The 26,708-nt window shown below is 56.4% G+C and carries 19 protein-coding genes and 1 tRNA gene; 8 read left to right on the top strand and 12 right to left on the bottom strand.

Going from position 1 to position 26,708, the window contains the following annotated elements:
* The first annotated feature begins 192 nt into the window (after positions 1-192).
* A complete protein-coding gene (locus tag ACJA3I_RS01870; RefSeq protein WP_458863070.1) occupies positions 193-1,644 on the top strand; it encodes a CAP domain-containing protein in 1,452 nt (483 codons plus the stop codon).
* A 289-nt stretch (positions 1,645-1,933) separates the two neighbouring features.
* Here the strand turns inward: ACJA3I_RS01870 and ACJA3I_RS01865 are convergent, their stop codons facing one another.
* The 3 genes from ACJA3I_RS01865 to ACJA3I_RS01855 form a co-directional block, all read right to left on the bottom strand.
* The gene (locus tag ACJA3I_RS01865; RefSeq protein ID WP_458863069.1) at positions 1,934-2,506 is read right to left on the bottom strand and encodes a nitroreductase family protein; all 573 of its coding nucleotides are present in this window, start codon (positions 2,504-2,506) and stop codon (positions 1,934-1,936) included.
* 64 nt (positions 2,507-2,570) lie between these two features.
* Positions 2,571-3,413 (bottom strand): pirin family protein, encoded by an 843-nt coding sequence (locus ACJA3I_RS01860; protein WP_458863068.1) that lies wholly within the window; start codon positions 3,411-3,413, stop codon positions 2,571-2,573.
* On the bottom strand, positions 3,403-3,828 hold the full coding sequence (locus ACJA3I_RS01855; RefSeq protein ID WP_458863067.1) for a MarR family winged helix-turn-helix transcriptional regulator: 426 nt from the start codon (positions 3,826-3,828) through the stop codon (positions 3,403-3,405). Before ACJA3I_RS01855 ends, ACJA3I_RS01860 begins: the two co-directional genes overlap by 11 nt.
* A 356-nt stretch (positions 3,829-4,184) precedes the next feature.
* On the opposite strand from ACJA3I_RS01855, the gene ACJA3I_RS01850 reads away from it, so the two are divergent.
* Both ACJA3I_RS01850 and ACJA3I_RS01845 read left to right on the top strand, forming a co-directional pair.
* Positions 4,185-4,868, top strand: a complete 684-nt coding sequence (locus ACJA3I_RS01850; protein ID WP_458863066.1) for an alpha/beta hydrolase-fold protein — start codon at positions 4,185-4,187, stop codon at positions 4,866-4,868.
* Between the two features lie 426 nt (positions 4,869-5,294).
* Complete coding sequence (locus ACJA3I_RS01845; protein WP_458863065.1) at positions 5,295-11,294, top strand: S-layer homology domain-containing protein; 6,000 nt, start codon at positions 5,295-5,297, stop codon at positions 11,292-11,294.
* A gap of 362 nt (positions 11,295-11,656) precedes the next feature.
* On the opposite strand, the gene ACJA3I_RS01840 is transcribed toward ACJA3I_RS01845, so the two are convergent.
* A tRNA-Arg gene (locus ACJA3I_RS01840) sits at positions 11,657-11,733 on the bottom strand.
* Positions 11,734-11,955: 222 nt separating this feature from the next.
* On the bottom strand, positions 11,956-12,933 hold the full coding sequence (locus tag ACJA3I_RS01835) for a biotin--[acetyl-CoA-carboxylase] ligase (RefSeq protein ID WP_458863064.1): 978 nt from the start codon (positions 12,931-12,933) through the stop codon (positions 11,956-11,958).
* A 413-nt stretch (positions 12,934-13,346) separates the two neighbouring features.
* On the opposite strand from ACJA3I_RS01835, the gene ACJA3I_RS01830 reads away from it, so the two are divergent.
* Positions 13,347-15,263 carry an ATP-binding protein gene (locus ACJA3I_RS01830; protein ID WP_458863063.1) on the top strand — a complete coding sequence of 639 codons (1,917 nt, stop codon included), beginning with the start codon at positions 13,347-13,349 and terminating at the stop codon, positions 15,261-15,263.
* A gap of 84 nt (positions 15,264-15,347) precedes the next feature.
* Here ACJA3I_RS01830 and ACJA3I_RS01825 read toward each other — a convergent pair whose 3' ends face one another.
* Positions 15,348-15,563, bottom strand: coding sequence for a hypothetical protein (locus ACJA3I_RS01825; RefSeq protein WP_458863062.1), 216 nt, complete (start codon positions 15,561-15,563; stop codon positions 15,348-15,350).
* A gap of 157 nt (positions 15,564-15,720) precedes the next feature.
* Here ACJA3I_RS01825 and ACJA3I_RS01820 point away from each other — a divergent pair, with 157 nt between their 5' ends.
* The 3 genes from ACJA3I_RS01820 (at position 15,721) to ACJA3I_RS01810 (ending at position 19,690) form a co-directional block, all read left to right on the top strand.
* The gene (locus ACJA3I_RS01820; protein ID WP_458863061.1) at positions 15,721-16,446 is read left to right on the top strand and encodes a LytR/AlgR family response regulator transcription factor; all 726 of its coding nucleotides are present in this window, start codon (positions 15,721-15,723) and stop codon (positions 16,444-16,446) included.
* A gap of 3 nt (positions 16,447-16,449) precedes the next feature.
* Positions 16,450-17,757 (top strand): sensor histidine kinase, encoded by a 1,308-nt coding sequence (locus ACJA3I_RS01815; protein WP_458863060.1) that lies wholly within the window; start codon positions 16,450-16,452, stop codon positions 17,755-17,757.
* A gap of 97 nt (positions 17,758-17,854) precedes the next feature.
* Positions 17,855-19,690, top strand: a complete 1,836-nt coding sequence (locus ACJA3I_RS01810; RefSeq protein WP_458863059.1) for a subtype A tannase — start codon at positions 17,855-17,857, stop codon at positions 19,688-19,690.
* Positions 19,691-19,811: 121 nt separating this feature from the next.
* On the opposite strand, the gene udp is transcribed toward ACJA3I_RS01810, so the two are convergent.
* Both udp and ACJA3I_RS01800 read right to left on the bottom strand, forming a co-directional pair.
* The gene (gene udp, locus ACJA3I_RS01805) at positions 19,812-20,597 is read right to left on the bottom strand and encodes a uridine phosphorylase (protein ID WP_458863058.1); all 786 of its coding nucleotides are present in this window, start codon (positions 20,595-20,597) and stop codon (positions 19,812-19,814) included.
* Positions 20,585-20,788, bottom strand: coding sequence for a DUF951 domain-containing protein (locus ACJA3I_RS01800; RefSeq protein WP_458863057.1), 204 nt, complete (start codon positions 20,786-20,788; stop codon positions 20,585-20,587). Before ACJA3I_RS01800 ends, udp begins: the two co-directional genes overlap by 13 nt.
* Positions 20,789-21,009: 221 nt before the next feature.
* Between ACJA3I_RS01800 and ACJA3I_RS01795 the strand changes: the two genes are divergently transcribed.
* Positions 21,010-21,957 carry a S1 RNA-binding domain-containing protein gene (locus ACJA3I_RS01795; protein ID WP_458863056.1) on the top strand — a complete coding sequence of 316 codons (948 nt, stop codon included), beginning with the start codon at positions 21,010-21,012 and terminating at the stop codon, positions 21,955-21,957.
* Between the two features lie 210 nt (positions 21,958-22,167).
* Here ACJA3I_RS01795 and ACJA3I_RS01790 read toward each other — a convergent pair whose 3' ends face one another.
* From ACJA3I_RS01790 to buk, 4 genes are read right to left on the bottom strand one after another with little or no spacing between them, the layout of a single operon-like run.
* Positions 22,168-22,746 (bottom strand): indolepyruvate oxidoreductase subunit beta, encoded by a 579-nt coding sequence (locus tag ACJA3I_RS01790; RefSeq protein WP_458863055.1) that lies wholly within the window; start codon positions 22,744-22,746, stop codon positions 22,168-22,170.
* A gap of 2 nt (positions 22,747-22,748) precedes the next feature.
* Entirely contained in the window at positions 22,749-24,497 is a 1,749-nt protein-coding gene (gene iorA, locus ACJA3I_RS01785) for an indolepyruvate ferredoxin oxidoreductase subunit alpha (protein WP_458863054.1), read from the bottom strand.
* Positions 24,498-24,517: 20 nt separating this feature from the next.
* Positions 24,518-25,426, bottom strand: a complete 909-nt coding sequence (locus ACJA3I_RS01780; protein WP_458863053.1) for a phosphate acyltransferase — start codon at positions 25,424-25,426, stop codon at positions 24,518-24,520.
* On the bottom strand, positions 25,423-26,499 hold the full coding sequence (buk, locus tag ACJA3I_RS01775; protein WP_458863052.1) for a butyrate kinase: 1,077 nt from the start codon (positions 26,497-26,499) through the stop codon (positions 25,423-25,425). The genes ACJA3I_RS01780 and buk overlap by 4 nt, the downstream gene beginning before the upstream one ends.
* Positions 26,500-26,708 lie beyond the last annotated feature (209 nt).

The following is a 26,708-nucleotide window of genomic DNA, read 5'->3' as shown; positions in this document are numbered from 1 at the left end:
CTGCCATGGCATGCCTGATTTAGAAGATATCGGCAAGCGGTAAAAAACGATTGCATCTTGGCCGTTCATACGCTACGCTAAAGAAATAGAAGAGGGCGGCCCCCTCTTCTGCCAAAAAAGCCGCGGCCCGTGATCCAACCGGGCGGAACAGAGGCTGCGGCGCGCAGAACACAAAACAAGCGAGGTGTTTTTATGAAAAAGAAAGTTTTGGCTTTTATGCTGGCCCTTCTCATCGGTTTATCCGCCGCGCCGCCCGCGCTGGCCGCGGGCGAACCCTTTTCGGATATCGCCGGCAGCTGGGCCTATGACGATATTGTTCGAGCCGGCCGGATGGGCTGGGTCGAAGGCGTGGGGGGCGGCCGCTATGCCCCCGCGCAGGCGTTCACCTGCGCCCAGCTCACGGCCATGATGACCCGCGCCTTCTATGGCCAGGGGCTGAATCAAACGCCCCCCGCGGGTGAAAAATGGTATGCGCCCTATCAAAAAGCGGCGATCGACGCCGGCATCAATGAAAATGTGTTTGCCGCCGGCGATGATCTCGATGCTGCGGTCAGCCGCTATCGGATGGCGCAGATGATGTATCTGATCGCGAAGGATCTGGCGCCTTCCGCCGCGGTGCCTGCCGCCGCGCAGAACCAAATTGCCGATCAGGCGAAGATCCCTCAGAAATATAACGCCGCGGTGCAATATTGCTATGCCGCGGGGCTGCTGCGGGGCGTGGATGGCAGCGGCACCTTCGATGGCGAAAGCTCGATGAACCGCGCGCAGGCCGCGTCCATCGTGGGCCGCCTTTACGATCTCATCACGCTGGGCAAAGTGCCCGCCCCCGCGACCCCTTCCGCCGATCCCGCGGCTTCCGTCACCATCAGCGGCGCCGCCTATACTTTGGGCATGCCGCTCGCCGATCTCACGGCCAAAGCGGGCGCGCCTTCCGCCGTTTTGCAGGGCCGCATGGAATATCAATATTATGTGTTCCACGCCGGCGATTGGAAAAATTTCTTTGTGGCGGGGGTCAATGCCCAAAAGAAGGTGGGCATGCTCTATGCCATCGGCGGCAATTTCAGCTATCGGGGCGTTTCGGCGGGAGCCACCGACCTGACGGCCCTTCAAAACACCGCTGCTCAGGGCGTGGAACTCAGCCTCAAGATCGATGCTTACGCAGACCGCTCGCTTTACGCGGTGGAACTGATGCAGGCCGACACCTATTATGGTTATGCCGGCAGCGAGGTCACCAAAGAGATGCTTTATCAGGAATCGCAGCTGGTGGCCTATATCACCAATGCCTATAAAGCCTATCACGGCATTGGCGCGGCCCAGTGGGGCGAAGCGGGCGCCGCCGCCGCCCGCCTTCACAGCGAATATATGGCCAAAATGGGCGCCATCGGCCATTATGAAGGGGCCAAAGGCTCGGCTTCCTATTCCCCCGGCGACCGCCTGCGGGCACAGGGCGTGACCATCACCTCTTCATGGTCGGAAAATGTATGCGGCGGATATGCCGACGGCATTGAAGCGCTGGATGCCTGGATCAATTCCTACAGCCACAGAGGCGCGATCTTATCCAAAGCCTCTTATCTGGGCGTGGGCATGGCCTATGCGCCCGAGACCCCCTATGTGTGGTATTACACTACGGATTTCTGGTCGTAAATTATCCTATAAGTTTTAAAAAATAACAGAAAAAGCCTGCTGCAAAACGGAACGGTCAAAACCGTTCCCTGCGAAAGCGGCGTTCGGATGGTTTCTCCAACGCGGCTCGCAGGGCCGAACCGAGGTTCGGCCGTAGATCGCAGCAGGCTTTTTTCATGTGGAACAGCAGATGGCGCGGGTTTTCGCCGCGGGAGCCATCGGCCTGTTTTGCGGGGCGGCCCCATGGGGCCGCCCCTGTTTTTTGCGCCGTCAGGCGGCGTGTTTGCGCGGCAGATGCCCCCGCGGGCTGTTATTCAAAAATCGCCACGCGCTTGCCGATGTCTTCTTTTGCTTTGGGGTCGGGTTCGGCCGCAATGCCGCCAAAGGGCATCTGCGCCAGCAGACGGTAAGAAGCGGGCACGCCGAACATGGCTTTCACGGTTTCATCGATCACGGGGTTATAATGCTGAAGCGAAGCGCCGATGCCCAGCTCGCGCAGGCCGCTCCACACCGAAATTTGAAGCATGCCGCTGGCCTGCAGGGCCCAAAGGGGGAAATTGTCGGCATAAGCGGCGAATTTCTGCTGAAGCCCGCCTACGGTTTCTTCATCATAGAAGAAAAGCACCGTGCCCGCGCCATTGCGGAAAGAATCGATCTTTTTCCGCGATACTTTGCCGCCGAATGCGTCATAGATGGCATCCCACAGGGCGCGGTGTTTTTCGCCGAAAGCCACCACCACCCGCGAGCTTTTCATGTTGAAGGCGTCGGGAACAAGCTCGGTGAGCTGTTCGATGCGCTGAGAAACGGTTTCCTGGGAAACCGGCAGATCGGCGTGGATGCCATAATAGGTTCTGCGTGCCTGCAAAGATTCTACGATTCCCATAAAATACTGCCTTTCCGCGGCAAAAGCCGCTTTCCGTCATTTTTGAAATTTGGTCGATGGTTTTTTATTGATAATCCACCTGTGTTTTTAAAAAGGTGCCCGCGCTCAGTTCGTCGAAGGCCTGCCTCAGCTGTTCTTTGGTGTTCATCACGATGGGGCCGCCCCAAACAACGGGCTCGCCCAGCGCAAGACTGCTCATCACCAGCACACGGGCGGGTTTTTCGCCGCCTTCCAGAACCACATGGTCGCCCGCCGTCAGATGGGCCGCGGTTTTTTCGGCCAGGAAGGCGCCGCCTGCCGTGAGGCTCCCCTGCAGGGTGAACAGCAGCACCGAACGGTCGGGGCCTGTTTCTAAAGAAAGCCGCGCGCCGGCTTCCAGCTGAAGGTCATAATAATCCAGCGGCAGATATCGGGCGGCATAACCGCAGACCCCGCCATAACAACCCGCCAGCACGCGCATCTTCCCGCCTTCCAGCGCGATTTCGGGGATGTCGGCGCTGCGGATGCTGTGATAAGCGGGCGGCGCCAGTTTATCTTTTGCGGGCAGGTTCAGCCACAGCTGAACCCCCAGCAGATGCCCCGCGGCAGGGATGCGCTCTTCATGCAGGATACCCGAGCCTGCGGTCATCCACTGCACCTCGCCGTTGGAAATGGTGTCTTCATTGCCAAGGCTGTCGCGGTGCTGCATGGCCCCGCTGACCACATAGCTGATGGTTTCGATGCCGCGGTGGGGGTGCATCGGGAACCCCGCGGTGTAATCTTCGGGGTTTTGGCTGTCGAAAGAATCCAGCATCAGGATCGGGTCAACATCCGACACCGTGGAATTCCCCAGCACCCGCACAAGATGCACACCCGCGCCATCCTGTGTGGCAAAGCCCTGCACGGTTTTTTCAACTTTACGCTCCATGATTTCCTCCAAAGCGCTTTAAAAGCGTTACCAGTGTTTCTTTTTCTTCATCGCTCCAGCAATCCATCTGCCGCAGGATCATCGCTTCGTTGAGCGGATAAACTTCCGCGATCAGCTCGCGCCCCTCGTCGGTCAGATGCAAGATCCAGCGGCGGCGGTCTTCTTCATCCTGCGTGCGCGTCACATATCCCTGCTGTTCCAGCTTGGCAACGATCAGCGGAATGGTTCCGCTGGTGCTGAGAATGGCCTGCTGCACCTGGCCCACCGTCAGGTCGCCTTTATGATAAAGCGCTTCCAACACGGCGAACTGGCCGAGGGTCAGCCCGAAGGGCGCCGCAAGGCGCGCCGTTTGGCGATCGATGGCGTTAGCCGCGCGATGCAATCCGATCAGAATTTTAAGCTCCGGTTTTGACATAAGATCCCTCCCGATGGCTTGACTTTATCTCTAACCAGAGATAAAGTCAAGCGGTTTATCATGAACTTTTTTTGAACCCGCCTTCTGCCGCCCCGCGCATGATCTGTTGGGGCGGCCGCCCCGGCGTTTTTTGGCGCGGCGGCAGCTGCGCCGTTTCCGCATGATTTTCGGCGGGCGTGCTTTCGGGGGCGGCGCGGCGGTCCCCTTTTGGCGGTCTTGAGCCAAAAGCACGGTGCTTTTCAGAGAGAAAGATAAAATTTTGCCCGCTTGATATGTTTTGCGGTTCTGATATGATAAAGACAGTGAAAAAAACGCCGGCGCAGAAATTGCCCCGCGCCGGGCGGCGGAGGTGCTCAATGGATCAAAAAATCAGCGTGGAACGCGATGGCAGGCTGATAACGCTCTATCGCGGCATGGGGGAAGATCTGCCCGTTCTCTATTCCAACGATTATGCCGAAAACGGCGATGCGCTGCGGCGGCGATGCGAAGAAGCGGGCTGCCCGCCGTTTCATCTGGTCACGGTTTCAAAAATCGGCTGGGAAGAAAATATGTCGCCGTGGCCTTCGGCGCCGGTGGTGACGAAGAACGACTGTTTCAAAGGGAATGCGCCCGCATATTTGAACTGGCTGCTGGAAACGGTGGTTCCCGATGCCGAAAAAACGCTGGAGCTCAAAAACCCCGTTTCCTATCTTGCGGGCTATTCCATGGCCGGCCTGTTCGCGCTGTGGAGCCTGTATGAAACGGATTTTTTCAGCGGCGCGGTCTGCGCTTCCGGTTCGCTGTGGTATCCGGGGTTTTGCGATTTTGCGCTGAGCCATGAATTGCGGCGCCCGCCCGCCGGCATCTATCTTTCTTTGGGCGATCGGGAAAGCGCCGTTAAAAACCCTGTGCTGCAAAAAACGGGGGCGGTGTTCCAAACGCTCAGCGAACATTATCTGCGCCGCGGCGTGCCTTGTGTATTCGAGCAAAATCCGGGCAATCATTATCGGGATGCGGAGCTGCGCATGGCAAAGGGATGCCGCTGGATTTTATCGCGGTAACGGGCAAACGCCCGATGGTTTCCGTGGTTTGCCGGTGATACAATAGATAGAAAAAATCGGGCGAATTTTGAAAACGATATCGGCATGAAAAAACGGGATGCGGTTCAAAATGAACCGCATCCCGTTTTATTTGGGGCCATTGCCGCGCCTGCTGCTCCGTGATGCAAGCCGTCGATGATCTTGTTTTTTCCAACTCGATTTTTGGCGTTCCCGGGGGCTTCGAACTCCCGACCTTCCGCTTAAGGGGCGGCCGCTTTCGCCGGTTCCAAAGGATCCGGCGGCATCTTGCAATAGCCGCAAATTCCGGATCGATCCGGGAAAATCCCGCAAAGAAGGCGCTGACATTTTATAGATATCAATTTTCGGGGAAAAAGGAAAAATTTTTAAAAAACAGCTATTTTTTGTCGCTCTTTTGGGGCTATTGGTATGATACAATCGCGGCAGAAAGAACATCAGTCGTTTGATGGAGGTGAAAAAACGAATATTTTACCGGTGGACCCGGGCCCTGATGAGTGGGAAAAGCTGCAAAAGCTTTTATGTCAGAGAGATGATCCGGTCCTACTGGTTTATGCTTTGCCGCCCTGCTCCCCTGCTGGCGGGCAAGCACGGCAAGAACAAACCACATTGACGCGGCACATGCGGCGGCGCAGAGGAAGCAGCTGCATCCTTCGCGCTGTTACAGAGAAGCCCTTTCACGCCGCGGCGAAAGAAAAGGAGAGAAAAATGAACATGAAACATTCAGGAAAAAAGGCTCTATCCGCTATTTTGAGCGTCTGCATGCTTCTGAGCCTGCTGCCCGCCATGACCATCGGCGCGTTGGCGGCGGGGGGGACAGTTAAGGTAGGTAACGAATCAACGCCCGCCGCGACAGCATATACCGGCACCGGCTGGTCGTGGACACCTGCAGCCGGCAGTACGCCCGGTACGCTGACGCTTTCCGGCGTCAACCTGACAAGCGCAGGCATTTTGCTTACATGCGATGCAAATCTTGTTTTGGAGGGCGCGAACTATATCTCAGGTTCGGTGACTTCATCCGGCTATACGGCAGCGATATATAGCAGTGGGGCTTTGACGGTCGGCGGCTCCGGCACGCTCAAGATAGCCCCGGGCAGCTTTCAATTTGGTATTTATGCCTCATCGCTGATATTCAACAGCGGATATATTGAGGTGTCGGTCAATTACTCGTCGCATCCCAACGCCATCTATAGCACTTCTACAACTGGCATTACCGTAAACGGAGGATATATTTCCGCCACAGCGGTAGGCACACAAGCTACCTGTTTGTATGCTCCTAATAGCATCGCTATCAATGGCGGTTATGTGACGGCATCAGCATCCAGTTCTGATATGGATTTGTGCCGTGCTGTATGGGTACAAAGCGGCACTGTAACTGTCAGCGGTGGCTACTTGGAGGTAACCAAAGGGAGTCATGGTATTCTGGCATATAACGGTGTTACGAACTCAGGCGGCGTCATCAAATCAACCGGTTGCAGCACATTTGGTATCATGACAACATATAACTCACTTAACTGCACCGGCGGCGTGACGATCGCCAGCGGCACATCGCAAGCAATTTTTGGCAATATCGCCGGCGGTAATTCGGAAAATGTGTATAGCAATGTGGGCGGCACGCTGACGACTCCGGGAACCGGCCTGAGCACTGCCGCAACTACCAGTGCGCTCAAAGGCATCGTCATCGCCAAGACAGCGGTATCGGCCACATCGACTGAAACAGCGCTGAACGGTGCGTATATCAAAACGACCGGGGACGCTGGGGGCACTTATTGTAGTTGGAGTCCGAACGGAGACGCCACCGTCACGGGCGGCAATTATGTGGAATCGGATTGGTATTCGTGCTATTTAGATACTGCACATTCAGTTACCGTAAGCGGAACGCTGGTCGCGCCTGCAAAGGGGTCTTTTTACGCCAGCGCTGCTGCAAACCTGAATGTCTCCGGTAACTTCATTGCGCTGGGAAATAGAAGCAGTAATGATAACAACTATGGAATCCTCACAAGCGGCAGCGTCACAAACACCGGCAATATCGTCGCAACCGGAAATCATGATGCAGTCATCCATGCTGCGAGTTTTTCGCAGACCGCCGGCAGCACGGTTGTGAAAACGGGAACCTATACCGGGTCCATGCAGATCGGCGCGCTGAAAACAACCGGCGATATAACCGTCAGCGACGGTGCGCTTACCGTCGACACGGATTATACAAGTGATAATGCCTTGCTTTGCCAGGGCAATTTAGACGCTTCGGGTACCGGCACCATCACCTGCGCGAACACCGGCGCCTATGGTGCGAAATGTCTCGGAACCGTTACCCTGCCCTCTGATAAAATTGTTCTCGGTTCCGCAGCCGAATACAGCCCGTTGAAAAGAGTATATCATTGGACTAGCAGCGCAATCAACGGCTGTTATACAACTACGCCCTTAACGGAGGAGAATGCAATCCTTGCAAAGGTCGTATTTTTCTCCGGCGTACCCACCGATCCTGCGGTGGCAGTGGGCGAGCAGACCGGCACGCTGACCTATGGTACGGCGGGCAGCGCGACCTTTGCGCTGACGCCGACGCACTTTACCGGCACGCCGACTTATACTGCCGCGTGGTGCACAAGTACCGGCACAGCTGCGTCCGCGCCCACCGGCATCACACTGGCGACCAGCGGATCTACGCTGACCGCCACCACGACGGCAGCGGCAAATGCGGGAACCTATACCTTCAAGGTGACGGCAGCGGATACAAGCGCGAGCGAAACCGCTGAAAGCGCCGTCGTCACTCTGACGATCGGCAAGGCGGCCGCCACAGCCGAGATGCAGGCCGCCGCAACGACGGTTTCCACAACAGCCAAGACAGGCAACACCCTGACGCTGCCGGTGCTCCCCAACGGAGGCGCTTACGGCACGCCGGCGATTGGAACAAATACCAGCACTTTGCTGACGGGCACCCCGTCCGTGGTAAACGGCGTGCTGACTTTTGACACGACAGCGCAAAGTATAGGCACCACCGCCACGATCACCGTCCCCGTGACGGGCTGCACCAACTATAACAACTACACTCTGACCGTGACAGTCACCGCAGCTGCGCCTACCACGGCCACCTTCGATTCCCGCAACGGGACGGCGGCAAGCCAATCCGCCGCCACGCCCGCAAACCCCACATGGGGTTCCTATACCTTCGACGGCTGGTACACCGGCATCGACGGCACGGGCACGAAACTGACCGAAACTCCTGCGTCGGGCACGACCTATTACGCCAAGTGGAAAAACAGCGGCAAGACTGTGCGCACACAGGCGCTGGATTTGGCGGGAACACTCGCGTGGCAGACCGGCTGCACACAAAACGGCACACTCTGGACGAATGCGGATCAGGGCTGGACATGGGATACAAGCAGCAAAACCCTGACCTTGAGCAACGCCACCGTTGACTGCTCTGCGCTGACGGATTGTGCGTACGCAATCCAACTGCCCGACGCCGCCCAAATGGTGCTGACGGACAAAACCCAAAATGTCATCAAGAGCGGAACCGGCGACGAGAAGTCAAACAGTTCCGTTATATCCGGTGATCGAAATAACAGTTACGCTGTGAGAGCGGTAGAAAACAGCTATATGTATGCTGAAATTTACAATGTCACCATCACGGGGAACGGCACGCTGGAAGCGTATTCCGCCAATGTAAATACGCTGATGGGGTCTGGAAACGGCAGTGCTTTATGGGGAAATTTCACAGTGGGTGACGGCAAAGATTCCCCTACAGTCATTGCACAAAGCGGCGATGTGACGACAGCGCAGAATGCACAGTCGGAAGCTATTTACAAACTCGTGGTAAACAGCGGCACTGTTAAAGCAACCGCCGGAGCGGCAATAGGTAAAGACAAGATATATGCGGAAGCAACCTCTTGTGGTATCGAAGGGATAGAGCGGATCTCGGGCGGTGCCGTAACCGTTTTATCCGGCAAGGCGTCAGGTCAGCACGGAAATACGTCCGTCGGTGTAACTATGCTGAATGATATGAGCGGCGGCAGCTTGAATGCCACCTGCGGCACCGCAAAATACGCTTACGGCATTGAACAAATTATCGGAACGATCAGCGGCGGTAAAATTACGGCAGACGGTACGGAAAGCAACGGGAGCTTCGGCATTGGTGAAATTGGACAAATCACCGGCGGCACGATTTATGCATACGGCGGTGCGTCTGGCGTTTTGAGTGTTCCGGCGACAATTCCCAACGCAACGCTCAGCGGCAGCACCGCATATCATGCCGAGGAAACTGCGCTCAGTCCTGCAACGATCCAGTCATTCAAATTAGACGAACATTATACTATACCTACATTTATTGTCGGCGATGCAGCCACAGAAGCTACATCAGCTACGCGTGCAAAGACTGTAAAGATCAGCTTTGCCCCGTCCATCGCCGTGACAACGCAGCCGGCCTCTCCCAGTGCCATGGCCGTCGGCTCCGTTTCCGGCAGTCTGACTGCGGCGGGCACAGCCAGCAACGGCAATTCCGTCAGCTATCAGTGGTATCAGGGAACGCCCGGAACCGGGAAGGCGATTTCCGGCGCAACCTCCGCAACCTACGCGATTCCCACAACGCTCAGCGTGGGAACATATTCCTATTACTGCGTCCTGAAAGCGGAAGGCTGCACGGACGCAACCACCAGCGCTGCCACCGTCACGGTGAATCCCCAGAAGGGCAACCTGACCGTTCATGTCGCCCAGAATAACGCGGCCGTCACAAACGCGACGGTTAAAGTGATGAACAGCGCGACGGAGATCGGCACATTGAGCAGCGGCGCAAATGGCAACTATACATTTGCCGACATCCCATATGGCAACTATAATGTGGTTGTGACGAGCGGGGGTAAAACTGTGACCATCCCCGTGCTGATGGATGCAGCGACCAAAAACGCGGAAGCGGTTATTCCCGGTGTTACCGGCAACGAAAACACCACGGTGGTAACAGTTGGTTCCGCACCCGCCACAACGGCAGATCTTAACCCGCTGTTTGAAAAACCCGTGGCCACCGACCCCGCCAAGGGCATCACAAAGGATGATCAAGACGCGGTTACAGCGGGCGGCACAGTGGAAATCAAGCTGACCGCAACCCAGAAAGAAACAACAGATCCATCCATCAAAACAGATTTCGAAAAGCTCAAGGCACTGGCGAATAACGCAAACGCAAGCTATTTGGTGCTGGATCTGACGGTTACAAAGAGCGTAACGCCTAGCGGCGGAACGCCGACCGTGACCACGCTGACCCAGCTCAACGATCTGGTGGATATCACGGTGGAAGTTCCGGAAGCCATGCGCACCGCATCGACCCGCGCATGCCGCGTGCATAACGGCACGGCCGAAATTTTGACAGCAACACCCAACGCCGATGGGGAAACCGCAACATTCAGCGCGGATTTCCGCTATGTCACCTATCATGTGAAAAACTTCTCTACCTACGCGTTGACCAGCGCCATCACCGCGGCAGCGCCTGCCGGTTCCGAAACTTCGGCTTATTCCATTACCGCGCTTTCCGCGAGCAACGGCAGCGTGAAACTCGGTACCTCCAGCGCAGCCAGCGGCACGAAGGTCACCGTTACCGTCACGCCGAATGAGGGCTATGCGCTCAAGACCCTGACTGTCAAGGATGCCGGCGGCAGCGCCGTCAGCTATACCGATAACAAAAACGGCACTTACACCTTCACAATGCCTGCTTCGGCGGTGACGGTGAGCGCTGTGTTCAGCAAGATTCCCACCAGCCCGGATGTCACCGGCGTTTCCGCTCTTCTGCAAACCGTTGATCATATCAAGTATATCAGCGGCTATCTGGATGGCGCCGTCGGCCCGGAACGGAACATGACCCGCGGTGAGGCTGCGCAGATGTTCTATAACCTGCTTCTCGAGCAGAGCGCGGCAGAAAGCGTGAGATTCTCCGATGTGGCCGATACCCTGTGGTGCGCCAAGGCGATCAATAAGCTGGCCTCTGTGGGCATCATCAAGGGTTATGATAATGGCGCATTCGGCGTGAACGACCCCATCACCCGCGAGCAGTTCTGCGCCATGGCGGTGCGTTTTGCCGCGAAGATCAAGACCGGCAGCGTGGATGGTACCAGCGCCTTCTCTGATGTGAAGAGCGGCACCTGGTCTTATGACAGCGTGATGACCGCGGCATCGCTGGGCTGGATCAACGGCTATTCGGACGGCAGCTTTGGCCCGCAGGATAACATCACCCGCGCGCAGGTCGTCACCATCGTCAACCATATGCTGGGCCGCGCGGCGGATAAGAGCTTTGTGGATGCCTCCGCCGGCGTCAAGACCTTCTCTGATCTGAGCAAAGCTCACTGGGCATATTATGACCTTATGGAAGCCGCCAACGCCCATGATTACAAAACTTCGGGCGGCAGCGAGACCTGGAGCGCATTGAAGTAAGCATAACGCTCTGCCGGTTCGGCAGGGATGATAAATGCCTCGGATCTTTCGTTCCACAGCAAAAAATAATTGCATGAATTGACGCAAAGAGCCAAAGCAGCAGCCTGCTTTGGCTCTGCGTCTGTCATAATCGAAACATCCGCGCCGCAGCGTTTCATTGTGAGGGCAGCTAATTGCCATACGAATATTTCAATCTTATGTAAAAGGAGGGAAGCCGGTTGCTGCCAACCGGCTTCCCTCTTTTTATGCGACAGCATGTCGAAGGCGGTGTATCAAAAAAGCCTTGCATCGGCCTGAAAATGGGGCGGCATAACATAAAAATCGGGTTGGGAAAGATCTTATCTTTTCCAACCCGATAATTCTGGCGTTCCCGGGGAGATTCGAACTCCCGACCTTCCGCTTAGGAGGCGGACGCTCTATCCAGCTGAGCTACGGAAACAGGTCACAGATGGCTTTTTGTTATAACAAAAAGATCATATAATGCGCCCGTGCGGCGGCATGGAAAGCATGCGCCGGGCGGCCGCTTGAAAACGGCAAAAGCCAAAGCCCGATGATCGATCTCATCGCCATCGAGCCATCTGCTTTTACAGTATAGCAATATCGAAAAAAACTTGCAAGGAAAAACGGAAAAACAAGAGAAAAACAGCCGAAACCAGGGCGGTCATCTCATGCAGGCGGGGTCGATGCTCACTTCGCCCGAGCTGAGTTCTTCGGTTTCGCCGCTGTCATATTGCACAAGCAGACCGCATTGCGGCGTGATGGAAAGCACCTTTGCGCGGCGGGGCGGCTGGCGCAGAACCTCCACGGTTTTGCCCGCCAGGGGGCAGCGGCGGCGGTAATCGGCAAGCATTTCTTCGCCGCGGCATTCTTCTTCCAGGCGGCTCAGCCGGCGGATCATGGCGGCGGCAAGGCGGCTTCTGGTGATCTCGGGGGGGCATTGCTCAAACAGCGCCCCGGCGATGGAGCTCAGCTCGGGCGGATACCCTTCTTTGGGCGCTTTCAGGTTCACGCCGATGCCCGCGATCACATATTCGGGCAGCTTGGTTTCCAGATCCATCGAAGCCTCGGTGAGGATGCCGCATACCTTTTTGCCCTGATAGTAAAGGTCGTTGACCCATTTGATGGCCGGGCTGATGCCGCAGATTTCTTCGATGGCGCGGCAGGTCATCACCGCGGCGGCCGTGGTGATGCGGATGCTTTCTTCCGCCGACATCTGCGGGCGCAGCAAAACGCTGAGATAAATGCCGCCCTCGGGGGAAAAGAAGCTTCTGCCCCGCCGCCCCTTGCCGCCCGTCTGGCGCGAAGCGATGACAAAGCTGCCGGCGGGCGCGCCCTGCTGGGCCAGTTTTTTGGCCACGGTGTTGGTGGAATCGGTCTCCTGCAAAACCGTCAGCCGCGCGGGGTCAAAATCGGGCAGCAGCGCCAGCAGGCTTTGGGTGGTGATAATGTCGCTGTCCTGTTCCAGCCAATAACCTTTTCCCGTTTCCGCGCCGATGCGGTGCCCTTCTTCCCGAAGGCTGCTCACGGCTTTCCATACCGCCGCGCGCGAAACCCCCAGCCGCCGCGCCGTTTCTTCGCCCGAAATGGCTTTGCCCCGAAGGTTTTCAAGAAGCGTCAGCATTTCCTGCTTGACCGTCATTTGCTCATCCCCTTTTCATTCTTTTTTTAAGTATAACAAAGCCGCGGTATCTGTCAACCGAAAAAAGGCACAGCCGGGCGGCAGAAGGTCGAAAATCGCTTCCAAAGGCTTGCGCAGACCTGTTTGCGGCCGATTTTTTGAAAAAAGACGAAAAACCATGAAAATAAAGGTGTTCCCTTTTCAAAATTTGAACTATAATAAATTTATATGCGGAAAACAGAAGTTTTTTGCCGCTGCGGCGTCATCAACGGCCGGCCCGGAAAACACCGTGGGGCATGGCGGGGCCGGGCGCAGCCGTTCGGCGGGCAAAAGACTGAAACACTGGCAAAGTCAGCTTTGGCCCGTGATCGCTGCGGGCCAAAAACCACAACCGGATCTGCTTTGATTTTACAGGGAGAGTGGGGGCCTGCCTTATGTGGCATACAGAAACCGATCTGTTTGCGTTGATCCTTTTCGTCATCATGCTCAATAAAAGCCTGCGGCGAACCGGCAAACCCGATCGTCAGCAAAAAATGCTGATCGTAGTGCTGGCGGTGAGCATGCTCAACTGCTTTGTGGATTATATTTCATCCACAGCCATGAATTTTCAGGATAACTGGCTGCTTTTTGAAAGCTCGCTGACGCTTTATTTTGCGCTGATGCCCACGGTGACGGCCATCTGGATGATCTATATGCTCATGCTGATCAATGACGATCAAAGCGCGGCGCGGATGCGGCGGCAGATCGTGCTGGTGCTGCTGCCCGTGGTCTGCTATTCTCTGGTGGCGCTGAGCAACCCCTGGAACGAATGGTTTTTCTCGCTGACAAAAGAAATGGAATATTCCCGCGGGCCGCTGTTCTGGCCGCTGGCCATCGGCTTTTATGGCGCATATTCGGTGCTGGGGCTGGTGATCCTCGTCTGCAACCGCAAAAAAGTGACGCCCCGCTCGAATATGCTGTTCCTTTCCACCTTTTTTGTGTCATCCATCTTCCTGCTGTTGATCCAGGTGATCATCCCCGGCTGTCTGATCTCTGAACTGTCTTATGCGGTGCTGTTTATTTTCTGCGACGCCACGGTGGAAGAAGAAAGGCGCAATCAGCTGGTGCAGAAAATACAGGAACAGAACCTCGAATTGGCCGAAGCGGCCAAAAAAGCGGGCGCGGCCAGCGAAGCGAAAAGCGATTTTCTTTCGCGCATGAGCCATGATATCCGCACGCCCCTCAACGGCATCATCGGCATGACCTATCTCACCCAGAAGATGGCGCTGCCCGAAGAAGCAAAAAAGAATCTGGAAAAGATCAGCACTTCTTCCAAATTCCTGCTGGGGCTTGTCAATGATATTCTGGATATGTCGAAGATGGAAAGCCAGAAGATCGAATTGCATCCCGAACCTTATTTTTTCGAAGATTTTCGGATGTATCTGGAAGCGGTCATCCGCCCCCTCTGCGAAGAAAAGCGCCAGAACTTTGTTTTTGACGCCGGAGAGATCGAAGGGCTGGTGCCCATTGTGGATATCACCCGCATCAACCGCATCTATTTCAACCTGCTTTCCAACGCGGTGAAATATACGCCCGAAGGCGGCACCATCACGCTGAAGATCCGTGAAAAGCTCGTTTCCGAAGGTATGATGGAATTCACGGTGACGGTGGGCGACAACGGCATCGGCATCAGCCAAGAGTTCCAGAAGCATCTGTTTGAACCCTTTGTGCAGGAAGACCGTGTGGATACTTCCGAAATGCGCGGAAGCGGGCTGGGCCTTGCCATTGTGAAAAAAACGGTGGAGGCCATGAACGGCGAAATCACGGTGGAAAGCGAAAAAGGCAAAGGTTCCCGCTTTACGGTGACGATCGCCTCCCCCTGCGTCAAGCGTGAAGAAACGGTTCAGAAAAAGGCGGAAATTCGGGCGGAACCCGCAAGACAGGCCAAGATCCTGGCGGGCGGGCATATTCTCTTATGCGAAGACCATCCCCTCAACCAAGAGATCGCCAAGGCGCTTTTAGAAGAAAAGGGAATGATCGTTCATATCGCCGAAAACGGGCAGGAAGGCGTCAACGCTTATCTGGCCGCGCCCGCGGGCTTTTATCAGGCGGTTTTGATGGATATTCGCATGCCGGTGATGGATGGTTTCGCGGCGGCCCGCGCCATCCGCGCGCTGAAACGGCCCGATGCCCAAACCCTGCCCATTATTGCCATGACGGCGGATGCCTTTGAAGAAGATATCAAAAAATGCGCCGAAGCGGGCATGAACGCCCATATCGCAAAACCCATCGAACCGGAAAAGCTTTATGCCTGCCTTGAAAAAGCGCTGGCCGGGGGCCGCGCAGGGAAGGTTCCAAACCGCTCCCTTTGATCGGCCGATCGGTCAAGATGAAAAAACTCCCGTTTGCCTGCTGCAAACGGGAGTTTTCTTGTTTTACGCGCACCGGCCAAAGGCTTAATCGGCCAATATTTTGGGCCAGCAGCAAAAACCGATCTCCAGCGCTTTTTCTTCCTTCAGCTGAAAATCGGCATAGCGGCAAAACCAGCATTCGCGGGTGGGGGGCACCAGGCTTTTGCGCGGCGCAAAACAGGCGCAGCAAAAATCGGGATAGACCTCGCCGCCTGTTCTCTGGGTGGGGGCCGGCGGCTGATGACGGATGGGCTGCGGCATAGGATCCACCTCCTTTTCTGCTGTCAGCATAGCAAATCTGCGGGGTATCGGGCGGTGTTTGTGATGATTTGCGCGGTTTTGGGGATATTCTGCTGTCGTTTTTTCAAAAGGATATGATAAAATGAAACTGTAATCTGATCGGCGGAGGAAAACCATCATGCTGCATATTGCCATCTGCGATGACGAGCAGGTTTGTCTGAACGAAATCAAAACGCTTCTGCTTTCTTTTATGCAGCAGAAGGATATCGAAACAGAGGTTTCGGCGTTTTCTCATCCGTTCGAGCTTTCCGCCGCTTTTGAAAAAGGGCAGCTGTTCGAGATCTATCTGCTGGATGTTTATATGCCGGGGATGACGGGCATCACGCTGGCGCAGGAATTGAGAAGCCGCGGCATCCGTTCCCCCATCATCTTTTTCACCTCTTCGGCCGATCACGCCCTGGAAGCGTTCGGCGTGGGCGCGGTGCAATATCTGATGAAACCGCTGCAGCGGCAGGCTTTTTTCGCCGCCATGGAAACGGCCCTTGAAAAAGTGGGTTCGCGCCGGCGGCGGCAGCTGATCTTCAAATCGGGCGGTTATTACCACGCGGTGGAACCGCATGAGATCCTTTTTTCCGAAGCGAAGGGCAACTATGAAAACCTGCATCTGCAAAACGGCGATATTCTGCCTGTGCGCATGACGGCGGGGGAGCTTTATGAACAGCTGGCGCCCGCAGGCTGCTTTATCCGCTGCGGCGCTTCCTATATCCTCAACCTGGCCCATGCCAGGCGCCTGAACCCCAAGTTTGTTTTGATGGCGGATGGATCGGAGGTCCCCATTCCGCGCGGGGCCTTTCCCGAACTGAAAACCCGCTATTTTGAATTTTTCAGCCGGTGGGAGGGATAACGCATGACGCCGATTTTGATCTGGAATTTCATCACCGCCGTTTCGGGCGGATATGCGGCGGCGCATCTTGCCCCGCAAAAATTCGGCAAAACCGTTACCGCGCTGATCTGGGCGGCCTATACTCTGGCGCTGGTGCGGCTTTCCGCGCTGCTGCCCGCCGCCCTTCCGCCCCGCCCGCTGCCGCAGTGCCTGCTGGCGTTTCTGCCGGTGAGCGGGCTGCTGATCGTGATTTTCATGGCCACCACCCGCGGCCGAACCGATGTGCGGCTGTTTCTGATTTTCAGCTATATGGCGCTGCAAAGCAGCTGCGCGGGGCTGATGGAATATCTGACGGTGTTCGTGTTCCGCTCGAACCTGATGTGGGGTCTGGCGGCTTATACCGCCATGATGGCCGTGATGATCGTTTTTCTGCTTCGGAAGCTGATGCCCGCTTTTCGCGAAGCGGCCGCCGAAGTGCGGGGCAACTGGGGCATCATGACGGCGCTGATCGCCCTGTTCACCTTTACCATCACCACCTATTTCGTCTTCCCCAACCGGATGCGCAATTATACCGCATCCGGCGCCGTGGGGCTTCCGCTCACCATCCTTTTGTTTTTCATCTGTTTTTACGGCCTGATCGTCAGCCTGCGCAACAGCGTGGTCACGGGCCGCAGCCGCATCATCAAAACACAGGTGGAAATGCTCACCCAGCAGGTGGAATCACAGCGCAGGATGACGGAAGAAGCCCGCCGCAGCCGCCACGACCTGCGCCACCATAATTCCGTGCTCATGGCTTATGCCGAAAAGGGCGATCTGAAAGGGCTTATGCATTATCTCGAGCAGCAGACCGCCGCGGCGGATGCGGCCCGCGAAATGATCTATTGCGAAAACGATATGCTCAACACCGTGCTTTCCATCTATACCGAAAAAGCGCGGCAAAAAAAGCTTCGGGCCGGCGTTTTTGCCCAGGCCGCCAAAGATCTGCCCATCTCAGACCCCGATCTGGTGGCAATTGTGGCCAATTTATATGAAAACGCCATCCACGGGGCCGAAGCTTCCGGCTGCGAAAACCCCGAGATCGGCGTGACCATCCATCCCAAAGGGGGGCGGCTGGTGGTATGTGTGAAAAATTCCTGCGCACCGAAGCTGGTTTTCGACGGCGCTTTTCCGCCCGAGCTGCAGGGCATCGGCATCAGCAGCGTGCTGGCCACCGCCGCGCGCTATGGCGGCGAATGCGATTTTTCGGCGGCGGAGGGCGTTTTTACGGCCGTTGTTTTGCTGGAATGCCCCCCGGCAGGGCCGCAAAAGGAAACGGTTCAAAGGGGCTTTTGACCGTTTTTTAGAAGGAAAACAGGGTTATTTTACGCCGAAAGGCGTTAAAAATAGTTGCTTTGAAGTCTATTTTAACAGAAAGTCAGGTAAAAACAGCATGAAAAGATCTGCGAATGTTTTTTTGAGGGTGGGCTGCGGTTTATTGGCCGCGGTGATGACGCTTTCGCTGGCCGCTTGCGGCAAACAGAAGACCACCGCCGCGAAAACAACGGAAAGCGCCGCAAAAGATCAGGATAACGAAGCGCTGACCCTCGACAACGCCAAATGGAATTATGATGCCGACCATGATGTTTACTGGCAGGTGGGCGTTTCCTATTGCGCCGCCCCCCAGGCCCCCGAAGTGGAAACCATGGGCATCTATGTGCCCGGCGCTTATATGAAGGCGACGGCCAATGCCGATGGCGCCACTTACACCTGCACCCCCAGCGACAGCGGCAAAGTGGGCGATTATTCCGCCAAGACCGCGCCGGTGGTGCTGCCCGTCAACACGCCGGGCTATTCGGCTTCGGCGGCGCCGGGCGAATTCAGCTATGATTCCGTGGCCGAATATCTGGAAGCGGGGTTCGTTTATCTTCAGCCCGGGCTGAGGGGCCGTTCCAGCATGGGCGGCACAGCCGAGAACCAATCTTACAGCGGCGGCGCGCCCTGGGGCGTCACCGATCTGAAAGCGGCCATCCGCTATTGCCGCTTTAACGCGGGGCTGCTGCCCGGCGATATGGAAAATGTCTATACCTTCGGCATGAGCGGCGGCGGCGCGCAAAGCGCTTTGGCGGGCGCCACCGGCGACAGCCCGCTGTATACCCCTTATTTGGAAGCCATCGGCGCGGCAATGACCACCGCAAAGGGCAAAGAGATCAGCGACGCCGTGACGGGTTCCATGTGCTGGTGCCCCATCACCAGCCTGGATGAGGCAGACGAAGCCTATGAATGGAACATGGGCCAGTTTGCTTCTGCCGACAGCCGCGCGGAAGGCACCTTCGGCGCGCAGCTTTCCAAAGATCTTGCCGCGGCTTATGCCGAATATATCAACGCTTTGAAGCTGAAAAACGGCAAAACCGCGTTGAAGCTTGAAGAATCTTCCGATGGGGTCTATCAGGCGGGTTCCTATTATGATTACCTGCTGTCGGTGACCGAAACCTCGCTGAACAATTTTCTTGCCGATACCACCTTCCCCTATACCGAAACCCAGATGGCCCAGTTCCCCGGCGGTTCCACCGGCGGCATGGGCGGCGCGGCGGGCACACGCCCCGCGCTGGGCAGCATGCCCGGGGTTCTGGGCGGCGGCACTTCCGCCGGCACCACCTATAACACGGCGGAAGAATATATCGCTTCGCTGAACGCCGACACCCAGTGGGTCACCTATGATGCGGCCGCCAACACCGCCAAGATCACCGATCTGGCCGCTTTCGCCAAAATCTGCAAAACCGCCACAAAAGGGTTGGGCGCTTTCGATGAGCTTGACCGCGGGCAGGGTGAAAACAACCTTTTCGGCAACGGTCAGGGCAACAGCTATCATTTCGACAAGGTTTTGGCCCAGCTGCTGAAGAAAAACGAATCGGCCTATTCCGCTTTCAGCGATTGGCAGGCTTCTTATGTTTCCGATTATGAAACCGATCTGGCGCTGAAAGATGATCTGGGCGTTTCGATGGAAACCCGCGTGAATATGTATAACCCCATGTATTTCTTATCGGATTATTATGACGGATGCGGCACTTCCACCGTGGCCAAGCATTGGCGCATCCGCACGGGCGCGTTCCAATCCGACACCGCCCTGACCGTGGAAACCAACCTGGCGCTGGCGCTGCAAAACACCGACGGCGTTGACGATGTGGATTTCGCCACCGTTTGGGGCATGAAGCATGTGATGGCCGAACGCACCGGCGACAGCACGACGAATTTCATCGATTGGGTCAACACCTGCGTGAAAGGATAAGCCCGATCGCCGCAAAATTTGACAGAACGCAGCAACAAAGCAGCAGGCGCGGCCCCCGAAAAAGGGGCCGCGCCTGCTGCTTTATCCGTTATTCGCTTGTTTATCGGGCGAGAAAAGCGGTTCAATCTTCGTCGGCGTGATCGCGGCGGATGAGTTCTTTGAGCCCTTCGATGGCGGCGCGGATGGCAAGATCGGTGTCGGTGCATTCCGCATCGCTCATGCCCGCCTGCCGCCGCTCCTGGTTCCATAAAACGGCGAAAAGCGCGCCCGCGCGCAGCCCCAGCACGGCGGAGGTGACGAACACGGCGGCGCTTTCCATCTCGCTGGCCAGAACGCCCGCCTGTTTCCACGCTTCCCACTTGGCCAAAAGCTCCTGTGCCACGGGCATGCGCCCGGGGTCATGCTGGCCATAGAAGGAATCTTTGCTTTGCACCACGCCGGTGTGCACGCTTCCGCCCGTTTGATCGATGATGTTTTTGGCCCCGCGGCGCAAAGCGGAGGTCACTTCAAAATCGGCCGCGGCGGGATATTCGATGGGCATATAATGAAGGCTTGTGCCTTCCTGACGCACGGCGGCCGTGGCCACCACCACATCCCCGCCCATTACGCTCAGATCGATGCCGCCGCAGGTGCCCACGCGAATGACGGTGTGCACGCCGCAGGAAGCCAGCTCTTCCACCGCGATGGCGGCGCTGGGGCCGCCGATGCCTGTGGAACAGACAGAAACCCGCTCGCCGCAAAGCGAGCCGGTATAGGTGACAAATTCGCGGTTTTGAGCCACGAAACGGGCATCATCCAGATAGGCGGCGATTTTTTCGCAGCGGCCCGGGTCGCCCGGCAGAAGGCAATAGCCCCCCACATCGCCGCGGCTGATGGTCAGATGCATCTGGCGTTTCAGCAAGTCCATGAAGATCCCTCCTGCTGCGGTTCCACCGCTTTGATGTTTTTTTCGGCTTTTTGCCGTGGCAGCATCACTTCGCGGCCGCAGCTTTCACATTTCAGCTTGAAATCCATCCCCACGCGGGTGATGCGAAAACGGTTGCAGCCGCAGGGATGGCTTTTCTTCATAATGACAAGATCGCCTACCTGATAATCCATAAAACGGTTCCTCCTTATCGATGACGCTCTAAAGGGCAAGATGCCCGCCGAAGCAGCAAAAGCGGCCGGCGCCGCAGCGGGCCGTGAAATTGAAAATAACTGTATTGCAGTTATTTTATCACGATTGCGCATAAAAGAACACCAAATGTTTCGCAACATTGGGGGCAGCGCGGCATATAGATGAAAAGCAGAGGATACACTAAAAAGGAGGAATCAAGCTTATGCCTCAAGGAATCTATTTGCCCGAAGGCTGTTTTTGGGAAACTCCCCAGTGCCGCCGTTATCATACATCGGCTGCGTTAGAGCGCGCCGCGGCAGAAGGCACGATTTTAGAAGGTCTTGTCACGGTATGCGATCAGGCGCATAACCTGATCGTCGATTGCAACGGCATCACCGGCATCATCCCCCGAAGCGAAGCGGCATTGGGGCTGGAAAGCGGCGCCACCAAAGAGATCGCGGTGCTTTCGCGGGTTGGCAAACCCGTGGCGTTTCAGGTGATGGGCTTTGTGGGCGGCCGCTGGATCTTTTCGCGCAGCCGCGCCCAGCTGAAGGCCCAGCAATATTTCATGCAGAATCTGCGGCGCGGGGATGTGGTGAAAGCCCATGTGACCCATCTGGAACCCTTTGGCGCGTTTGTGGATATCGGCTGCGGGCTGATCTCGCTGATCGGCATTGAACATATCTCTGTTTCGCGCATTTTTCACCCGCGCGAGCGTTTCACCGAGGGCCAGTGGATCTGGGCGGCGGTCAGCGGGGTGGATGTGATGAAAGGGCGCGTGATGCTGACCCACAAAGAGCTTCTTGGCACATGGGAAGAAAACGCGGCGGGCTTTTCCGCGGGCGAAACGGCTTGCGGCATTGTGCGCGGCAACGAAGATTACGGCGTTTTTGTGGAACTGACCCCCAACCTTTCGGGGCTGGCCGAAAAGAAAGAAGGCATGCGCGAGGGCATGGGCGTTTCCGTTTATATCAAATCGATCCTGCCCGATAAAATGAAGATCAAGCTGATTATCATCGATCAGCTGGAGCTGCCGCCTTCGGGGCTTTTGCGGCCCGAGCATTACCGCATCACCGAAGGAAGGCTGGAGCGGTGGCAGTATTCCCCCGTGGAAAAAAACGGCCGCGTGACGGAAACACGCTTTGATGAAGATCCGCCCGAAGCGCTGTGAGCCGCGGCCCGGCGGGCGGCAAGTTTTCGCAGCGCCCCGCCGCTTTCTGCGCGGCTTTCGGCCAAAGCCGCCGCCGAGAATGCGTGAATTTGCTTTTCTGTTTAAAATGCGCCGTATCCCATTTGGGATACGGCGCATTTGGTTTAAAAAGACTCACTCCATCTATTCATGCCTTGAGGCGGGGACGCGAAAGAAAATTCCCGCGGGGGATTAAAGCTGGATCTCCATGCCTGCGTGCAGGGCTTTCAGGTTCACTTCCAGCATTTTTGCGGGCAGGTTTTCGGCCAGGATAGAATCCCAATCGATCTCTTTCAGGCCGAAAGCGGCGATCAGCGCGCCCAACAGCACGATATTCATTGTGCGGGGGTTGCCCACCTGCTGGGCGATGCCTGCGGCATCCAGCACGCGGGTATCGAAGCAGGCTTTCATGGCTTCCAGTGTGCCCTGGGGATATTCGGCTTCGCCGATGGCGATGGGCAGAGAAGCGATCTCATAATCGTTGACAACGGCGATGCCGTTGGGTTTGAGGAAAGGCGACCAGCGAACGGCTTCCATTTTTTCAAAGGCAACCAGAACATCGGCCTGGCCTTCGCCCATCACGGGGGAATAGACCTTATCGCCATAGCGGATGGTGGTGGAAACACTGCCGCCGCGTTGGGCCATGCCGTGGATCTCACTCATTTTCACATCATAGCCCGCGCGCAGCAGGCCGTTGGTCAAAATTTTGCTCACGAGGATGGTGCCCTGACCGCCGACACCCACCAGAAGAATGCTTTTTACATTGCTCATGATTATTCACCCACCTTTTCAATTGCGCCGAATTTGCAGACTTGCTGGCAAACGGTGCAGCCCACGCAGAGCGTCGGGTCGATAAACGATTTGCCGTTCTTCATCATAATGGCCGGGCAGCCGACTTTTGTGCACATTTTGCAGGAAACGCACTTATCGGTGTTCACGCGGCAGAGGCCCTTTTCATGCTTGATGCCTTTGATGAGCAGGCAGGGGCGGCGCGTGATGATGGCGGCGGGAACTTCGCTCTGTTCCGCTTCGCGAACGGCTTTTTCCATGGCTGTCAAATCGTTGGGGTCAACGATGATGATATGTTCAAAACCAAAAGCGCGCAGGATGTTTTCAATATCCACGGGCTTTACCTGATCGCCCATCAGGTTATGATCGGTGCCGGGGTTCTGCTGGTGGCCGGTCATGGCGGTGATGCTGTTATCGAGAACGCAGGGGATCACATTGCCCTGGTTATACATGATTTCCAGCGCGCCGGTCATGCCGCTGTGGAAGAAGGTGGAATCGCCCAAAACGCCGAAGATCTTTTTCTTTTCGCCCTTCATCATGAAGGCTTTCGACATGCCCATGCCGGCCGAGAAGCCTGCGCCCATGCAGATGCAGGTGTCAACGGCTTCCAGAGGCTTCGCCGAACCCAGCGTATAGCAGCCGATATCGCCCGTGATGACGGCATCCTTGCGCTTGGAAAGCGTATAGAAGAAGCCGCGGTGGGGGCAGCCGGGGCAAAGAACGGGCGGGCGGCCCACAACGGGGCAATCCACTTTCTTTGTTTCGGGTTTCTGGCCGAAAATGGCGGCGCGCACGATTTCGGGGTTCAGTTCATAGGTGTTGGGGATCTTTTCCTTGCCGATGCAGGGGATGCCCGCGGCCTTGATCTGTTCTTCCATGAAGGGTTCGAGCTCTTCCACCACATAAAGGGTTTCCACTGTGGCGGCGAATTTCGAGATCAGATCCATGGGCAGGGGGTTGGTGAAGCCGAGCTTCAGATAAGAAGCGTCGTCGCCGAACACTTCATGGGCATATTGATAAGCAACGCCGGCTGTGATGACGCCGATCTTGCCGTTGCCTTTTTCGATGCGGTTGAGTTTGGAAGTGTTGGCATAAGCCTCCATCTCTTTCAGGCGTTCTTCCAGGCGCATATGATGCACTTTGGCGCGGGCCGGTGTGGCGGCATATTTCTGAAGATCGCGCGCATAGGGCTTATCGGCCACTTCATGGCGTTCGCCCAGTTCCACGATGCTCTTGGAATGGCAGACGCGGGTGGTCATGCGGAACAGCACGGGAATATCGAATTTTTCGGAAACTTCATAAGCTTCCGCCATGAAATCCTTGCATTCCTGGCTGTCGGAAGGTTCGATCATGGCGAGCTTTGCGAATTTCGCATAATAGCGGTTATCCTGTTCGTTTTGGGAAGAATGCAGATCCGGATCATCGGCGGTGACGATGACGAACCCGCCGTTGACGCCCAGATAGGCCGAAGTGAACATGGGGTCGGCCGCAACATTGAGGCCCACATGCTTCATGGCGGTGATCGAGCGAACACCGGCGATGGCGGCGCCATAGGCGACTTCCAGCGCTACTTTTTCGTTGGGCGCCCATTCGCAATAAAGCGAATCTTTATAATTGGGCAGGTTTTCAAAAATTTCGGTGCTGGGGGTTCCGGGATAAGCAGAGCCCACTTTCACACCGGCTTCATAGGCGCCTCTGGCAACGGCTTCGTTGCCTGTCATCAGCTGTTTCATGATAAGTTTCCCCTTTCTGTTTATGCCTGCGTCCGGGCGATGATGCAGCCCAGCGCGATGGAGTTTCGTTTGGTTTCTGCGGTGTCGGCGCGGCTGACCAGAATGATGGGCACAGTGGCCCCCATGATGATGCCCGCCGAAGCGGCGTTTGCGAAATAGGTGAGGGTTTTGCCGATGCCGTTGCCCACTTCATAGGTCGGCACCAAAAGAATATCTGCCTTGCCGCCGCCTTCGCCGGCATAGCCCTTGTGATGGCAGGCTTCGGGGCTGATGGCAAGGTCGAGGCCCACGGGGCCTTCCACATGAAGGCCAAGCGGTTCAAAACGCTCGGTCATGTGGGCCAGCGCGTCGGCATCCACCGTGGCCTGGATCTTCGGGTTGACCACTTCCGCACCGCAGACGCAGGCGGCATAAGTCTTTTCCATGCCCATGGCGCGGCAGACATGCGCGGCGTTTTCAAGGATATCGGCTTTTTGCTCTAAATTGGGATAGGTGTTCATGCCGCCGTCGGTCAGATAGAGAATGCGATCGAAGTTCGGCATTTCATAAAGCATCACATGGCTGATGAGCCGCCCTGTGCGCAGGCCGTGTTCTTTATCGATCACGGCACGCATCAGATCTGCTGTGCCGAGGATGCCCTTCATCAGAAAATCGGCGTTGCCGCCGCGGATCTGCGCCACCGCCAAAGCGGCGCATTCGGCCGGGGTCTGGGCTTCGATGATCTGATAATCCGCTTCCGATTCGCCCAGCCGGGCGAGAATCTCGCGGGTCTTCGCGCCATCGCCCACCAAAACCGCGCTGCAAAGGCCCAGCGCGCGGGCCTGGCTGACCGCCTTCAAAACATCTTCATCGTGAGAAGCCGCCACCGCAAGGCGCATGGTCTTGCCTTTCTGGGCTTCCTGTGTCAGCTGCGATAAATTTTTGATCATTGTTCGTTCTCCTTTGCTTCATAGTTACGCGCCGTTTCTTCGCCGCATAACACCCGATAGGCGCCGGCGGCCAGCGAGGCCATTTCTTCTTCGCCGGCGAAGATCAGCAGCGGGGCCAGAAAGCCCACGCGCTCTTCAATGGCGGCGCAAAGCTTTTTCGAATAGGCCATGCCGCCCGTCAGCACGATGGCGTCGATCTTGCCCTTCAAAACGGTGGCCATGGCGCCCATATCCTTGCAAAGCTGATAAGCCAGCGCGTCAAATAAAAGCGCCGCCTGCTCATCGCCCTGTTCGATGCGTTTTTCCACTTCTCTCAGGTCGCGGGTGCCCAGATAGGCCCCCAGACCCGCGCCGCCCGCAAGTTCGCGCTTGACTTCGTTTTTGCTTCTGCCCGAAAAACAATATTCGATCAGCTGGGTCACGGGCAGGCTGCCGGCGCGATCCATCGAAAACGCGCCTTCGTCTTTTACATTATAAACATCGATGACCCGCCCCAGATGATGGGCCGCCACCGAAACGCCGCCGCCCAGATGCGCCACGATCAGCTCGGTTTGCTCATAGGGCTTGCCAAGCTGCCCGGAAGCGCGGCGCGCCACGCTTTTTTGGTTGAGCGCGTGGAAAAAGCTTTGGCGCTGAAAGGCGGGGTGGCCCGAGATCCTTGCCACGGGTTCCAGCTCATCCACCGAAACGGGGTCGAGGAAAAAGGCGGGCAGCTGATATTCGCGGGCCAGGCGGTCGGATAAGATCACGCCCAGGTTCGAAGCGTGTTCGCCCATGCGCGCGTGCTTGAGGTCATCCACCGCGGCGCTGTTGATGCGGTAAGTGCCCGAGGGGATATGGCGCAAAAGCCCGCCGCGCCCCACAACGGCATCCATCTCATCCATCCGATAGCCGGCCTGCGCCAGTTCGCGCAGGATCACATCGTGGCGGAAATCTTCCTGATCGATGATCTTGGAAAACGGCGCCAGTTCCTGCTGGCTGTGTTCGATATTGATCTTGAATTTTTCATTCAGATCTTGGAAAACAGCGATTTTCGTCGAGGTTGCCCCCGGATTGATCACAAGAATTTGCATGAAAACCTCCATGTTGTTCCGCATAGTGGAACGATGTTCTTAAAAATAAGAAAAACAAAACCCATACTCACGATTTGCCGGGAATGTTCTGACAGACAGAACAATGTTCTTAAAAAAGGCCGCAAAAAGAAGCATGGTGATTTTCCATGTATATTTGCATGATAACGCTTTGCAAAAACCCTGTCAAGGGATGGAAAACACCAAAATAG

Source organism: Acidaminobacterium chupaoyuni, assembly GCF_047936785.1.
Taxonomy (GTDB): Bacteria; Bacillota; Clostridia; order Oscillospirales; family Butyricicoccaceae; genus Acidaminobacterium; species Acidaminobacterium chupaoyuni.
Note: the sequence above shows the minus strand (reverse complement) of the source record. Positions and strands in the feature narration are given on the sequence as shown.

What these genes read in the sequence shown, in the direction of transcription:
- ACJA3I_RS01820 (WP_458863061.1), top strand. Translation starts at nt 15,721, where the DNA reads ATGCTGCATATTGCCATCTGCGATGACGAGCAGGTTTGTCTGAACGAA.
- ACJA3I_RS01865 (WP_458863069.1), bottom strand. Translation starts at nt 2,506, where the DNA reads ATGGGAATCGTAGAATCTTTGCAGGCACGCAGAACCTATTATGGCATC.
- ACJA3I_RS01825 (WP_458863062.1), bottom strand. Translation starts at nt 15,563, where the DNA reads ATGCCGCAGCCCATCCGTCATCAGCCGCCGGCCCCCACCCAGAGAACA.
- ACJA3I_RS01815 (WP_458863060.1), top strand. Translation starts at nt 16,450, where the DNA reads ATGACGCCGATTTTGATCTGGAATTTCATCACCGCCGTTTCGGGCGGA.
- iorA (WP_458863054.1), bottom strand. Translation starts at nt 24,497, where the DNA reads ATGAAACAGCTGATGACAGGCAACGAAGCCGTTGCCAGAGGCGCCTAT.
- buk (WP_458863052.1), bottom strand. Translation starts at nt 26,499, where the DNA reads ATGCAAATTCTTGTGATCAATCCGGGGGCAACCTCGACGAAAATCGCT.
- ACJA3I_RS01860 (WP_458863068.1), bottom strand. Translation starts at nt 3,413, where the DNA reads ATGGAGCGTAAAGTTGAAAAAACCGTGCAGGGCTTTGCCACACAGGAT.
- ACJA3I_RS01810 (WP_458863059.1), top strand. Translation starts at nt 17,855, where the DNA reads ATGAAAAGATCTGCGAATGTTTTTTTGAGGGTGGGCTGCGGTTTATTG.
- ACJA3I_RS01835 (WP_458863064.1), bottom strand. Translation starts at nt 12,933, where the DNA reads ATGACGGTCAAGCAGGAAATGCTGACGCTTCTTGAAAACCTTCGGGGC.
- ACJA3I_RS01790 (WP_458863055.1), bottom strand. Translation starts at nt 22,746, where the DNA reads ATGAGCAATGTAAAAAGCATTCTTCTGGTGGGTGTCGGCGGTCAGGGC.
- ACJA3I_RS01830 (WP_458863063.1), top strand. Translation starts at nt 13,347, where the DNA reads ATGTGGCATACAGAAACCGATCTGTTTGCGTTGATCCTTTTCGTCATC.
- ACJA3I_RS01795 (WP_458863056.1), top strand. Translation starts at nt 21,010, where the DNA reads ATGCCTCAAGGAATCTATTTGCCCGAAGGCTGTTTTTGGGAAACTCCC.
- ACJA3I_RS01850 (WP_458863066.1), top strand. Translation starts at nt 4,185, where the DNA reads ATGGATCAAAAAATCAGCGTGGAACGCGATGGCAGGCTGATAACGCTC.
- udp (WP_458863058.1), bottom strand. Translation starts at nt 20,597, where the DNA reads ATGGACTTGCTGAAACGCCAGATGCATCTGACCATCAGCCGCGGCGAT.
- ACJA3I_RS01870 (WP_458863070.1), top strand. Translation starts at nt 193, where the DNA reads ATGAAAAAGAAAGTTTTGGCTTTTATGCTGGCCCTTCTCATCGGTTTA.
- ACJA3I_RS01800 (WP_458863057.1), bottom strand. Translation starts at nt 20,788, where the DNA reads ATGGATTATCAGGTAGGCGATCTTGTCATTATGAAGAAAAGCCATCCC.
- ACJA3I_RS01855 (WP_458863067.1), bottom strand. Translation starts at nt 3,828, where the DNA reads ATGTCAAAACCGGAGCTTAAAATTCTGATCGGATTGCATCGCGCGGCT.
- ACJA3I_RS01780 (WP_458863053.1), bottom strand. Translation starts at nt 25,426, where the DNA reads ATGATCAAAAATTTATCGCAGCTGACACAGGAAGCCCAGAAAGGCAAG.
- ACJA3I_RS01845 (WP_458863065.1), top strand. Translation starts at nt 5,295, where the DNA reads ATGATACAATCGCGGCAGAAAGAACATCAGTCGTTTGATGGAGGTGAA.